We start from the raw sequence: 11,854 nt of genomic DNA on the forward strand, positions 1-11,854 counted from the left end.
CAGGTGACTTCGTTCATGAGTGGACAAAACACACATTCAGGCGAGCTGAAACGCGGTCTGAAAAATCGCCACATCCAGTTGATCGCCCTGGGCGGCGCAATTGGTACCGGGCTGTTCCTGGGTTCGGCCGGGGTGATGAAGTCGGCGGGCCCGTCGATGATTCTGGGCTACGCGATCTGTGGCTTCATTGCCTTCATGATCATGCGCCAGCTCGGCGAGATGATCGTCGAAGAGCCGGTAGCCGGCTCTTTCAGTCACTTTGCACACAAATACTGGGGCGGTTTCGCCGGCTTCCTGTCGGGCTGGAACTGCTGGATGCTGTACATCCTGGTCGGCATGTCGGAACTCACTGCAGTGGGCAAGTACGTGCATTACTGGTGGCCGGAGATCCCGACCTGGGCTTCGGCGGCAGCCTTCTTCATCCTGATCAACGCAATCAACCTGGCCAACGTCAAAGTGTTTGGCGAGGCTGAGTTCTGGTTCGCGATCATCAAGGTCCTGGCCATCGTCGGCATGATCGCCCTGGGCAGCTGGATGCTGGTCAGTGGCAGCGGCGGCCCGCAAGCCTCGGTGAGCAACCTGTGGGAACACGGTGGTTTCTTCCCCAATGGCGTCAGTGGCCTGGTGATGGCTCTGGCGATCATCATGTTCTCCTTTGGTGGCCTGGAAATGCTCGGTTTCACTGCCGCTGAAGCCGACAAGCCGAAGACCGTGATCCCCAAGGCGATCAATCAGGTCATCTACCGCATCCTGATTTTCTACATCGGCGCCTTGGTGGTACTGCTGTCGCTGACCCCGTGGGACAGTCTGGTCACCAGCCTGGATTCGGCCGGTGGCACCTATGGTGCGAGCCCGTTCGTCCAGGTGTTCTCGCTGCTCGGTAGCGACGTTGCCGCGCACATCCTCAACTTCGTGGTACTGACCGCGGCGCTGTCGGTGTACAACAGCGGTACCTACTGCAACGCCCGCATGCTCCTGGGTATGGCCGAACAGGGTGATGCACCGGCTAGCCTGGCGAAGATCGACAAGCGCGGTGTACCGGTGCGTTCGATCCTGGCCTCGGCGGCGGTCACCCTGGTGGCGGTGTTGCTCAACTACTTCATGCCGCAGCACGCCCTGGAGCTGCTGATGTCGCTGGTGGTCGCTACCCTGGTGATCAACTGGGCGATGATCAGCTACTCGCACCTGAAGTTCCGCCAGCACCTGAACAAGACCGGCCAGACCGCGCTGTTCAAGGCATTGTGGTACCCCTATGGCAACTACATCTGCCTGGCATTCGTGGTGCTGATCCTGGGCATCATGCTGCAGATCCCGGGCATTCAGGTATCGGTCTATGCCATGCCGGTGTGGCTGGTGGTGATGTGGGGCTGCTATGCGCTCAAGACCAAGCGTGGCCCTCGCCCTGTAGACGGTGCTACGACTGTGGCCAAGTAAGGCGTAACCCTTGTTGTTCAAGCCCGGCCATGTGCCGGGCTTTTTGTTTTTGCGTTATCCTCAGCGCCTTAACAGGCTTGTGGCCCATGCTGATCATTTCCAGTTCCGTACAGATTCCCGACCATGAAATCGAGCTGACCGCCATCCGCGCCCAGGGTGCTGGCGGGCAGAATGTCAATAAGGTCTCCAGTGCCATGCACCTGCGCTTCGATTCGCAGGCCTCGTCCTTGCCTGCGTTCTACAAGGAACGGCTGCTGGCCTTGCGCGATGCGCGTATCACCCGTGACGGGGTGATCATCATCAAAGCCCAGCAATACCGGACTCAGGAGCAGAATCGCGCTGATGCCCTGGAGCGGTTGCGCGAGCTGATTCTTGCCGCGACCAAGGTCGAGAAGGCGCGGCGCCCGACTCGCCCGACCCTGGGTTCGAAAACCCGGCGCCTGGACACCAAGAGCAAGCGTGGGGCGGTCAAGGCCGGGCGTGGCAAAATCGATTACTGAGGCAAGTGCCGTGGTGGATGCAGGCGGGCCTGGCGATACAGGTACAGGCTCAGGAGCAGGCCGCAGCATGAAGCGCCGGCGGCGAATACAAAGATCGAAGCAAAACCGAAGCCGGCGGCAATCGCCCCTGCCAGCGGCCCGGTGATACCCAGCGACAGATCGATGAACAGAGAGTAAGCGCCCACCGCGGCGCCGCGGTTGGAGGCTGACACCAGGTTGACTGCCTCGACTCCCAGTGCCGGAAACACCAGGGAAAACCCGAAGCCACTCAGCGCCGCACCGGCCAGGGCCAGCTCGGCGCTCGGTGCCTGCCAGAGCAGGAGCAGGCCGAGGGTTTCCACCGCCAGGCAGGCGATGGCTACCCGGTACCCGCCGATGCGATTGATCAGGTTGCCGAACAGCAGTCGCGCACCAATGAAACAGGCGCCGAACAGGCTCAGGCATAGCGCGGCGTTGTTCCAGCTATGGCTGGCGTAGTACAGGGTGATGAAGGTGGCGATGGTGCCAAAACCGATCGAACCCAGGGCCAGCCCTGCGCCATGGCCGAACACACGACCGAGCACATGCAGGAAGGGCAGGCGTTCGCCGCTCACAACGGGGGCAGCGGTTTTCGGCCACGCGAGGGCCAGGCCGAGCAGGCACAACAGCACAATACAGGCGCCCATGCTCCACAAGCCGAACCGCTGCACCAGCTCCACGCCCAAGGGGGCGCCGATGGCCAGTGCGCCATAACTGGCGATGCCGTTCCAGGAAATCACCTTGGCGGTATGTTGCGCACCCACTCGGCCGATGCCCCAGCCGATCGAGCCGGAACCGACCAGGCTTTCGGCGCTGCCTAGCACCAAGCGGCCGATCAGTAAGCTGATCAGGCTGAGCCAGGGAGCGTGCTGCCACCAGGCTGCCAGCAGCATGAATACACCGCTCAAACCGCAGCCGGCGAGGCCGTAGATTACCGCACGCTTGCTGCCGAGGTTGTCGATGATGCGGCTGGCATAGGGTCGGCTGAGCAGGGTGGCCAAATACTGCACGCTGATCACCAAGCCTGCGAGCACGACACCGAAGCCAAGGTCGTTATGCACAAAACCGGGCAGCACGGCCAAAGGAATGCCGATGTTCAGGTAGCCAATGAAGGTAAACAGGACGATGGAAACGATTTGCTGGGTGACCGCAAGGGGGCGCGGTGAGTCAGGCATATGCGGGCTTTCGTAGAGGGGGAGTTCTTGACGGTGTGAAAACGTGTTGACGGGGTGGTCCCTGCATCAGCCGTTTTCACACAGTCTGATCGTTGCGCGATTATTCCTGGTCGGCGCTGGAGATTTCGTCGCCGTCGTGGTCAGCCTGGGCTGGTTCGGCGCTGTGAGTGGCAGAAGTCTGCTCTTCTGGGTTCAGGCTTGGGAAGGGAAGATTCGGGATTTCATGCATCTCGTCGTTCCTCGCAAGTTGTGTGGAAAGGCTGCGCATGGCGCGCATGGGCTTGTAAAAGCCTGTGCAGGATACAGGAGTCTGGATGACAGTATGAATTTTCCTGCTTAATGGCCATCGCGGGGCGATGCGGCGCCCCGGCTTGCCCCGCGATGCTTTTAGCGACAGACGTCAGCGATCGCCGCAGCCAGTGCCTCAAGGCGTGCCGCATCGGCGCCGGCGATGTTCGCCCGGCCGGTACCGACCATGTACACACTGTGCCGCACGCGTAGGTGCTTGACCTGTTCCGGCGACAAGCCGGTGTAGGAGAACATTCCACGTTGCTCGGCAATGTGCGCGAACCGCTCGCTCAGGCCGTGGGGTGCCAAGGCGTGCACCAGGCCCACCCGCAGCTCGGCAATGCGCTGGCGCATGGCATCGACTTCCTCGATCCACAGGCGCTTGAGGTCAGCGTCGCCGAGGATCTGCGCCACCACTGCCGCGCCATGGTCCGGTGGCGTCGACCACAGGTTGCGGGCCAGCAGGGCCAGCTGGCTGCGTACATCCACCAGCTTCTCGGCATCATGGCTGCACACCAGCAGAGCGCCGGTGCGGTCACGGTAGAGGCCGAAGTTCTTCGAGCAGGAACTGGTGATCAGCAGCTCGGGCAGTTCGGCGGCGAACAGCCGTACCGCCCAGGCGTCTTCTTCCAGGCCGTCGCCGAAACCCTGGTAGGCAAAGTCGATCAGCGGCAGCAGCTCGCGACGGCGTACTACTTCCAGCACGGCGCGCCAGTCATCCTGGCTCAGGTCGAAGCCGGTCGGGTTGTGGCAGCAGGCGTGCAGCAGGACCACATCACCCTTGGGTGCCGCTTCCAGGGCCGCGAGCATGCCAGCGACGTTCAGGCGGTTGTCTGCGCCGACGTAGGGGTAGTGGCGCACATTCAGGCCGGCACCGGCAAAGATGGTTTCGTGGATCGGCCAGGTCGGGTCGCTGAGCCAGATACCGCGACCGGGCAGGCAATGGGCGATGAACTCCGCCGCCAGGCGCAGGGCCCCGGTACCGCCCGGGGTCTGGGTGGCACCGGCGCGCTTGTTGCTCAGCAGCGACGAATCGCTGCCCAGCACCAGTTCGCTGATCAGTCGGCCAAAGGCTGCATCGCCATGGCCGCCGACGTAGCTCTTGCTAGTCTGCTGGTCGAGCAGGCGTTGCTCGGCCTGCTTGACCGCCGCGGGGATTGGCGTCAGGCCCTGGGCATCCTTGAACACGCCGACACCGAGGTCGAACTTGTTCGGGTTGCTGTCTTTGGCATAGGCCTCCATCAGCCCGAGGATCGGATCGCCCGGGACGCGCTCGATGGCGCCGAAGTGCATTACTTGCGACCTTCGGCGGTTGCAGCGACCTCGTCGGTGCGCGCGGCCATGATGAAGTCGTTGCGGTGCAGGCCCTTGATCGAGTGGCTCCACCAGGTCACGGTGACTTTGCCCCATTCGGTCAGCAGGCCTGGGTGATGACCTTCGGCTTCGGAGATTTCGCCGACGGCGTTGGTGAAGGCCAGGGCGTGCTTGAAGTTCTTGAACAGGAAGACTTTTTCCAACTGCATGATGCCGTCACGGACTTCGATGTTCCAATCCGGGATCTGCTTGATCAGTACCGGCAGTTCTTCGTCGCTGACCTGTGGGGCATCGGCACGGCAGGCTTCGCAATGGGCTTGGTTCAAGGCGTTCATAAGGTTTTCCGCAAGTGGTTTGTTATTGGTTTGCAAGGTCGCTCAGGCGGCGACCTTGGGTGGGAATTTTGGCGCGTGCAGGCCCATCTTCATCGCCGTGTGGACCATGCCCATGATGTCTTCGTGGGCCAGGTCGAACAGGCGCTTGAGGCTCGGCAGGGCAAAGTACACAGGTTGCAGGATGTCGATACGATACGGTGTGCGCATGGCTTCGAGCGGGTCGAAGGCCTGGTGCTCGGGTTCGGCGGACAGGCTGTAGACGGTCTCTTTGGGCGAGGACAGGATGCCGCCGCCATAGATCTTGCGGCCCTGGGGGGTGTCGACCAGGCCAAATTCGATGGTCATCCAGTACAGGCGGGCCAGGTACACGCGCTCTTCCTTGCTTGCCTGCAGGCCAAGCTTGCCATAGGTGTGGGTGAACTCGGCAAACCAGGGGTTGGTCAGCAGCGGGCAGTGGCCGAAGATCTCGTGGAAAATGTCCGGCTCTTGCAGGTAGTCGAGCTCATCTTCTGTGCGAATGAAGGTCGCCACCGGAAAGCGCTTGCTGGCCAGCAGTTCGAAAAAGGTCTGGAAGGGGATCAGTGCAGGTACACGGGCAACTTGCCAGCCGGTGGTGGCGCCCAGCACCTTGTTGATTTCACCCAGCTGCGGAATACGGTCATGCGGCAGGCCCAGCTGTTCGATGCCGTCCAGGTATTCCTGGCACGCACGGCCTTCGATCACCTTCAGTTGACGGGTAATCAGGGTGTTCCACACCGCGTGTTCCTGTTGCGGGTAGTTGATAAAACCCTGCGCATCGGGCTCGCGAGCCACGTATTGCGTCTGTTTCATGCTGCTCTCCTGCTGAGGGCCATTCTTGTTATGTGATCAAGCCATTACCCCTAGTGTTACCCTGCAAACGTGCCGGTTGTAGCGTCCTGACGGCTGATTTGCCGTGAGAGTTGCTCGCATTTGTAACGATAATTTTACGAATTTAACAGAAACCCGATAAATCAGGGCTTCTGCTCCTTGAAAGCATCGCTATCTGTCACATAATCTTTACGACTATTCTTCGGTCGCTGCAAAAAAATGGCTGCCGTGGCGCGTACCAGGCTTTCTAGTAGGACATTTCATGCGTATTAAAGTGCATTGCCAGAACCGCATCGGCATCCTGCGCGACATTCTCAACCTGCTGGTGGAATACGGCATCAACGTCGCCCGCGGTGAGGTCGGTGGTGAGCATGGCAACGCCATTTATCTGCACTGTCCGAACCTGATCAATCTGCAGTTCCAGGCGCTGCGGCCCAAGTTCGAGTCGATCGCCGGGGTGTTTGGGGTCAAGCGCGTTGGCCTGATGCCCAGCGAGCGTCGGCACATGGAGCTCAATGCCTTGCTCGGCGCCCTGGATTTCCCGGTGCTGTCGATCGACATGGGCGGTTCCATCGTTGCCGCCAACCGTGCGGCGGCGCAGTTGCTCGGGGTGCGGGTCGACGAGGTGCCGGGCATTCCGCTGTCGCGGTATGCCGAGGACTTTGACCTGCCGGAGTTGGTACGGGCCAACAAGTCGCGAATCAATGGGCTGCGGGTCAAGGTTAAGGGCGATGTCTTTCTTGCCGACATTGCGCCATTGCAGTCCGAGCATGATGACAGCGAGGCGCTCGCCGGCGCAGTGTTGACCCTGCACCGCGCTGACCGCATCGGTGAGCGTATCTACAATGTGCGCAAGCAGGAGCTGCGTGGTTTCGACAGTATCTTCCAGAGCTCGCGGGTCATGGCTGGCGTAGTGCGTGAAGCACGACGCATGGCGCCGCTGGATGCGCCGTTGCTGATCGAGGGCGAGACCGGCACCGGCAAAGAGTTGTTGGCCCGTGCCTGTCACCTGGCCAGCCCGCGCGGTCAGGCGCCATTGATGGCGCTCAACTGTGCCGGCTTGCCCGAGTCCATGGCCGAGACCGAATTGTTCGGATACGGCCCGGGAGCCTTTGAGGGCGCGCGGGCCGAGGGCAAGTTGGGGCTGTTGGAGCTGACGGCTGGCGGTACCCTGTTTCTCGACGGCGTCGGTGAGATGAGCCCGCGTCTGCAGGTGAAACTACTGCGCTTTTTGCAGGACGGCTGTTTCCGTCGTGTAGGCAGTGATGAGGAGGTGTACCTGGATGTGCGGGTGATCTGTGCGACCCAGGTCGATCTGTCCGAGCTGTGCGCGCGTGGCGAGTTCCGCCAGGATCTCTACCATCGCCTCAATGTGCTGTCACTGCACATTCCGCCGTTGCGTGAGTGCCTGGATGGCCTGTCACCGCTGGTCGAGCACTTTCTCGACCAGGCCAGCCGACAGATTGGTTGCCCGTTGCCCCGGCTTGCACCCGCTGCCATGGAGCGCTTGAGCCAATACCACTGGCCAGGCAATGTGCGCCAACTGGAAAACGTGCTGTTCCAGGCGGTGTCGTTGTGCGACGGCGGGGTGGTCAAGAGCGAACATATTCGCTTGCCGGATTACGGCGGTCGGCAGCCGCTGGGCGAGTTTTCCCTTGAAGGCGATCTGGGGCAAATAGTCGGGCGTTTCGAGAAGGCGGTTTTGGAGCGCCTGTTAAGCGAATTCCCAAGTAGCCGGGCGCTGGGTAAACGCCTGGGGGTTTCCCATACCACCATTGCCAACAAGTTACGTGAACATGCAGTCGGAAAATCGGATTAGTTAATCCGTAGTTAATAAGTAGTAGAAATGATAGCGGGTTGTTAGTTGCAGTCAGGGCGCTCAATGAATGCAGCGCGCCTCGTTCATTAACAACCGAGGCGCTGCAGGCGGTCAATTCATTGGATCAACCGTTCGAGCAACCGTTACCCATGACCCGGTACTCGAGAACGTGGCGCTTGCCCTGAGAATCTTCGTAGGTCATGCGCGCCGGCACCACTTCGCAGACATTCGGCACTTCGCTCATGGAAATGACTTTGGCGATGTCCAGGTGCTGCGAGTAACTGTACTGTTCAACCGGGATCTGCTCGGCGCCGCCATTTGCAACTTCGTCGGCCATGGCCACGCTGCAAAGACTACCCAGTGCCAATACCAGTAAAGCTTTCATCTTCATTTTACCTGTCTAGGGTCGTAAGGGGGCGCGCGGCGCTTGTGGCGCCGCGTGTACAACAGGATCAACTATCACGATTATTTGCCGATTAACTTCCCTTCGTGGGGGGCTACAAGAAAGTTAATCGTGGTGCCGTTGCTGGCGAGGTGGATTCTAGGAGTGCGGCCTGCGCTTAAACAGCCATGGTTTTGATAAACACTGTTGGCAGAAACTGTAACAATCGCCTGGCACGCTACCGGAGGTTTTATTTTTGCGCCGTGCACGGCCGCGCTTGAGGCTTCGCTGCGTGCCGCTGGGACAAAAGCCGAGGTCGTTACTACCAACGTCGAATGGCCTGCGCAGTCTGGTACAGTTACAACGAGGTCATACAAAAACAACTATTACACCGAGGTAACAAAGATGAGTGCGGCTCCCCTGTATCCCGTTCGTCCCGAGGTTGCGGCCAACACGTTGACCGACGAGGCGACCTACAAGGCCATGTACCAGCAGTCGGTGATCAACCCGGACGGCTTCTGGCGCGAGCAGGCTCAACGCCTCGACTGGATCAAGCCTTTCACCAAGGTCAAGCAGACCTCCTTCGACGACCATCATGTCGATATCAAGTGGTTTGCTGACGGCACTCTGAACGTTTCCTACAACTGCCTTGATCGTCATCTGGCCGAGCGCGGCGATCAGCTCGCGATCATCTGGGAGGGCGACGATCCCTCCGAGCACCGCAACATCACCTACCGCGAACTGCACGAGCAGGTGTGCAAGTTCGCCAACGCCCTGCGTGGCCAGGATGTGCACCGCGGTGACGTGGTCACCATCTACATGCCGATGATCCCCGAAGCGGTGGTCGCCATGCTCGCCTGCGCCCGAATCGGCGCGATCCATTCGGTGGTGTTTGGTGGCTTCTCGCCTGAAGCGCTGGCCGGACGCATCATCGATTGCAAGTCGAAGATCGTCATCACCGCTGACGAAGGTCTGCGTGGTGGTCGTCGCACGGCACTCAAGGCCAATGTCGACCTGGCCCTGACCAACCCGGAAACCAGCAGCGTACAGAAAATCATCGTCTGCAAGCGCACCGGTGGCGACATTGCCTGGCACCAGCACCGCGACATCTGGTACGAAGACCTGATGAAGGTCGCTTCCAGCCATTGCGCGCCGAAGGAAATGGGCGCTGAAGAGGCGCTGTTCATCCTTTATACCTCCGGCTCCACCGGCAAGCCCAAGGGTGTGCTGCACACCACCGGTGGCTATATGGTGTATGCCGCGCTGACCCATGAGCGGGTATTCGACTACCGCCCAGGTGAAGTCTACTGGTGCACCGCGGACGTTGGCTGGGTCACCGGTCACAGCTACATCGTCTATGGCCCGCTGGCCAACGGTGCGACCACTGTGCTGTTCGAGGGTGTGCCGAACTACCCGGATATCACCCGCGTGTCGAAGATCATCGACAAGCACAAGGTCAATATCCTCTACACCGCGCCGACCGCCATCCGCGCGATGATGGCCGAAGGTCAGGCCGCCGTCGCCGGCGCTGACGGTTCAAGCCTGCGTTTGTTGGGCTCGGTGGGTGAGCCGATCAACCCAGAAGCCTGGAACTGGTACCACCAGACCGTCGGCAAGGGGCGTTGCCCGATCGTCGACACCTGGTGGCAGACCGAGACCGGTGGTGTGCTGATCAGCCCGCTGCCAGGCGCGACTGCGCTCAAGCCGGGTTCCGCGACCCGTCCGTTCTTCGGGGTGGTGCCGGCACTGGTGGATAACCTTGGCAACCTGATCGAGGGCGCCGCCGAAGGTAACCTGGTGATCCTCGACTCCTGGCCGGGCCAGTCACGTTCGCTGTATGGCGATCACGACCGCTTCGTCGACACCTACTTCAAGACCTTCCGCGGCATGTACTTTACCGGTGACGGTGCCCGTCGCGACGAAGATGGCTACTACTGGATTACCGGCCGGGTCGATGACGTGCTCAACGTTTCCGGCCACCGCATGGGCACTGCCGAGATCGAAAGTGCGATGGTTGCACACCCGCACGTTGCCGAGGCTGCCGTGGTTGGCGTGCCGCACGACATCAAGGGGCAAGGCATCTATGTCTATGTCACCCTCAATGGCGGCGTCGAGCCCAACGAACAGCTACGCCTGGAGCTGAAGAACTGGGTGCGCAAGGAGATCGGCCCGATTGCATCGCCAGATGTCATCCAGTGGGCACCAGGCCTGCCGAAAACCCGTTCGGGCAAGATCATGCGCCGTATCCTGCGCAAGATCGCCACGGCCGAGTACGACGGCCTGGGTGATATCTCGACCCTGGCTGATCCGGGTGTGGTGCAGCACCTGATCGATACCCACAAGGCCATGAACCTGGCCTCGGCCTAAAGAGTGATCGCGGGGCAAGTCGAGTCGTCGCGATCTGGTCCACACAAAGCCCTGCCGGCTGACTTCGGCGGGGCTTTGTGCATTCTGTTACTTCGACAATCATCGGTAACCCTTCTGTCACCGATTTCGTACAAAAGCGGGGCAAAGCGAAACGCCGGGGTGCTTTTTCTGGGCGTTTTTGTACGGCTTTGCCCTCTGCTGAAACGCTACGCTTGCCGGATTAGAAGGCTTTGCCAATAATAGGCCCGCTTATTGCTTCATTGATTGGTTATTTGTCTTTTGCTTTTGCATATTCCGTGAAAGCTGTCAATATCTGCGCCCCCGCGTTCCTGCGCTTCTGTAACTAGTTGTCGCATTGAAGAAATATCGGCTTCGGAGCTGTCGTTAAAATGCCGATCACTCGCTCGTCGCGTCTGCTTCAATGCCGACCCTGCGCAGCTCGCGTTGTACCCATTTGCATGCCGGGCAGTCGCTAACCCTGCCTTGTATTGCCCTTTACCGATGGAGTTCCAGATGAAGAAACTCGCACTGCTTGGCGCCCTGGCGCTGTCCGTGTTTTCCCTGGCGGCGCTGGCTGATGAGAAACCGTTGAAAATCGGGATCGAGGCCGCTTACCCACCGTTCGCTTTCAAGCAGCCCGATGGCAGCATCGCCGGCTTCGATTACGACATCGGCAACGCTTTGTGCGAAGAGATGAAGGTCAAGTGCACCTGGGTCGAGCAAGAGTTCGACGGCCTGATCCCGGCACTCAAAGTGCGCAAGATCGACGCCATCCTGTCGTCCATGTCGATCACCGACGATCGCAAGAAGTCCGTGGACTTCACCGGCAAGTACTACCTGACCCCGGCGCGCCTGGTGATGAAGGAAGGCACTGCGGTCAGCGAAGGCCTGACTGAACTCAAGGGCAAGAAGATCGGCGTGCAGCGCGGCTCGATCCACGACCGCTTCGCCAAGGAAGTGCTGGGTGCGCAAGGCGCTACCATCGTTCCTTACGGCACCCAGAACGAAATCTACCTGGACGTCGCCGCTGGTCGTCTGGATGGCACCGTCGCCGATGCTACGCTGTTGGAAGACGGTTTCCTGAAAACTGATGCTGGCAAGGGCTTCGCATTTGTCGGCCCGGCCTTCACCGACGCCAAGTACTTTGGTGACGGCATCGGTATCGCTGTACGCAAAGGCGACGCGCTGAAAGACAAAATCAACGCGGCCATCGCCGGCATCCGTGCCAACGGCAAGTACAAGCAGATTCAGGACAAGTACTTCAACTTCGACATCTACGGCCCAGAAGCCAAGTAAATCGTCGACGTTTCACCTGTTCAATGGTGCAAGCAGCAGAGACTCTGAGGTTTGCACCATTTTTTCATCCCTAAGGT

General features: G+C 60.2%; 11 protein-coding genes. 5 read left to right on the plus strand and 6 right to left on the minus strand.

Annotated features, from left to right (window positions below; genetic code table 11):
* The first annotated feature begins 15 nt into the window (after nt 1–15).
* The gene (locus EXN22_RS08815) at nt 16–1,434 is read left to right on the plus strand and encodes an amino acid permease (RefSeq protein WP_130263697.1); all 1,419 of its coding nucleotides are present in this window, start codon (nt 16–18) and stop codon (nt 1,432–1,434) included.
* An 86-nt stretch (nt 1,435–1,520) separates the two neighbouring features.
* The gene (gene arfB, locus EXN22_RS08820; RefSeq protein WP_130263698.1) at nt 1,521–1,934 is read left to right on the plus strand and encodes an alternative ribosome rescue aminoacyl-tRNA hydrolase ArfB; all 414 of its coding nucleotides are present in this window, start codon (nt 1,521–1,523) and stop codon (nt 1,932–1,934) included.
* Here arfB and EXN22_RS08825 read toward each other — a convergent pair.
* The 5 genes from EXN22_RS08825 to phhA form a co-directional block, all read right to left on the minus strand.
* A complete protein-coding gene (locus EXN22_RS08825) occupies nt 1,928–3,127 on the minus strand; it encodes an MFS transporter (protein WP_130263699.1) in 1,200 nt (399 codons plus the stop codon). The two genes, arfB and EXN22_RS08825, sit on opposite strands and share 7 nt — an antisense overlap.
* Before the next feature lie 100 nt (nt 3,128–3,227).
* The gene (locus tag EXN22_RS26480; protein ID WP_267903245.1) at nt 3,228–3,356 is read right to left on the minus strand and encodes a hypothetical protein; all 129 of its coding nucleotides are present in this window, start codon (nt 3,354–3,356) and stop codon (nt 3,228–3,230) included.
* A gap of 158 nt (nt 3,357–3,514) precedes the next feature.
* A complete protein-coding gene (locus EXN22_RS08830) occupies nt 3,515–4,708 on the minus strand; it encodes an amino acid aminotransferase (protein ID WP_130263700.1) in 1,194 nt (397 codons plus the stop codon).
* On the minus strand, nt 4,708–5,064 hold the full coding sequence (locus EXN22_RS08835) for a 4a-hydroxytetrahydrobiopterin dehydratase (RefSeq protein ID WP_130263701.1): 357 nt from the start codon (nt 5,062–5,064) through the stop codon (nt 4,708–4,710). Before EXN22_RS08835 ends, EXN22_RS08830 begins: the two co-directional genes overlap by 1 nt.
* Nucleotides 5,065–5,106: 42 nt before the next feature.
* On the minus strand, nt 5,107–5,895 hold the full coding sequence (gene phhA, locus EXN22_RS08840) for a phenylalanine 4-monooxygenase (RefSeq protein ID WP_130263702.1): 789 nt from the start codon (nt 5,893–5,895) through the stop codon (nt 5,107–5,109).
* A gap of 280 nt (nt 5,896–6,175) precedes the next feature.
* Between phhA and EXN22_RS08845 the strand changes: the two genes are divergently transcribed.
* On the plus strand, nt 6,176–7,732 hold the full coding sequence (locus EXN22_RS08845; protein ID WP_130263703.1) for a sigma-54-dependent transcriptional regulator: 1,557 nt from the start codon (nt 6,176–6,178) through the stop codon (nt 7,730–7,732).
* Nucleotides 7,733–7,856: 124 nt separating this feature from the next.
* Here EXN22_RS08845 and EXN22_RS08850 read toward each other — a convergent pair whose 3' ends face one another.
* On the minus strand, nt 7,857–8,117 hold the full coding sequence (locus EXN22_RS08850; RefSeq protein WP_130263704.1) for a DUF2790 domain-containing protein: 261 nt from the start codon (nt 8,115–8,117) through the stop codon (nt 7,857–7,859).
* 402 nt (nt 8,118–8,519) lie between these two features.
* On the opposite strand from EXN22_RS08850, the gene acs reads away from it, so the two are divergent.
* Nucleotides 8,520–10,481: an acetate--CoA ligase gene (gene acs / locus EXN22_RS08855; protein WP_130263705.1), complete on the plus strand. Its 1,962-nt coding sequence runs from the start codon at nt 8,520–8,522 to the stop codon at nt 10,479–10,481.
* A 513-nt stretch (nt 10,482–10,994) separates the two neighbouring features.
* Nucleotides 10,995–11,777, plus strand: a complete 783-nt coding sequence (locus EXN22_RS08860) for an ABC transporter substrate-binding protein (RefSeq protein WP_130263706.1) — start codon at nt 10,995–10,997, stop codon at nt 11,775–11,777.
* The last annotated feature ends 77 nt before the right edge of the window (nt 11,778–11,854 follow it).

Source organism: Pseudomonas tructae (assembly GCF_004214895.1).
In the GTDB taxonomy this organism is placed as follows: Bacteria; Pseudomonadota; Gammaproteobacteria; order Pseudomonadales; family Pseudomonadaceae; genus Aquipseudomonas; species Aquipseudomonas tructae.

Excerpts from the sequence above, each read along its gene's own strand:
- EXN22_RS08815 (WP_130263697.1), top strand. The coding sequence starts at position 16 with ATGAGTGGACAAAACACACATTCAGGCGAGCTGAAACGCGGTCTGAAA.
- arfB (WP_130263698.1), top strand. The coding sequence starts at position 1,521 with ATGCTGATCATTTCCAGTTCCGTACAGATTCCCGACCATGAAATCGAG.
- EXN22_RS08825 (WP_130263699.1), bottom strand. The coding sequence starts at position 3,127 with ATGCCTGACTCACCGCGCCCCCTTGCGGTCACCCAGCAAATCGTTTCC.
- EXN22_RS26480 (WP_267903245.1), bottom strand. The coding sequence starts at position 3,356 with ATGCATGAAATCCCGAATCTTCCCTTCCCAAGCCTGAACCCAGAAGAG.
- EXN22_RS08830 (WP_130263700.1), bottom strand. The coding sequence starts at position 4,708 with ATGCACTTCGGCGCCATCGAGCGCGTCCCGGGCGATCCGATCCTCGGG.
- EXN22_RS08835 (WP_130263701.1), bottom strand. The coding sequence starts at position 5,064 with ATGAACGCCTTGAACCAAGCCCATTGCGAAGCCTGCCGTGCCGATGCC.
- phhA (WP_130263702.1), bottom strand. The coding sequence starts at position 5,895 with ATGAAACAGACGCAATACGTGGCTCGCGAGCCCGATGCGCAGGGTTTT.
- EXN22_RS08845 (WP_130263703.1), top strand. The coding sequence starts at position 6,176 with ATGCGTATTAAAGTGCATTGCCAGAACCGCATCGGCATCCTGCGCGAC.
- EXN22_RS08850 (WP_130263704.1), bottom strand. The coding sequence starts at position 8,117 with ATGAAAGCTTTACTGGTATTGGCACTGGGTAGTCTTTGCAGCGTGGCC.
- acs (WP_130263705.1), top strand. The coding sequence starts at position 8,520 with ATGAGTGCGGCTCCCCTGTATCCCGTTCGTCCCGAGGTTGCGGCCAAC.
- EXN22_RS08860 (WP_130263706.1), top strand. The coding sequence starts at position 10,995 with ATGAAGAAACTCGCACTGCTTGGCGCCCTGGCGCTGTCCGTGTTTTCC.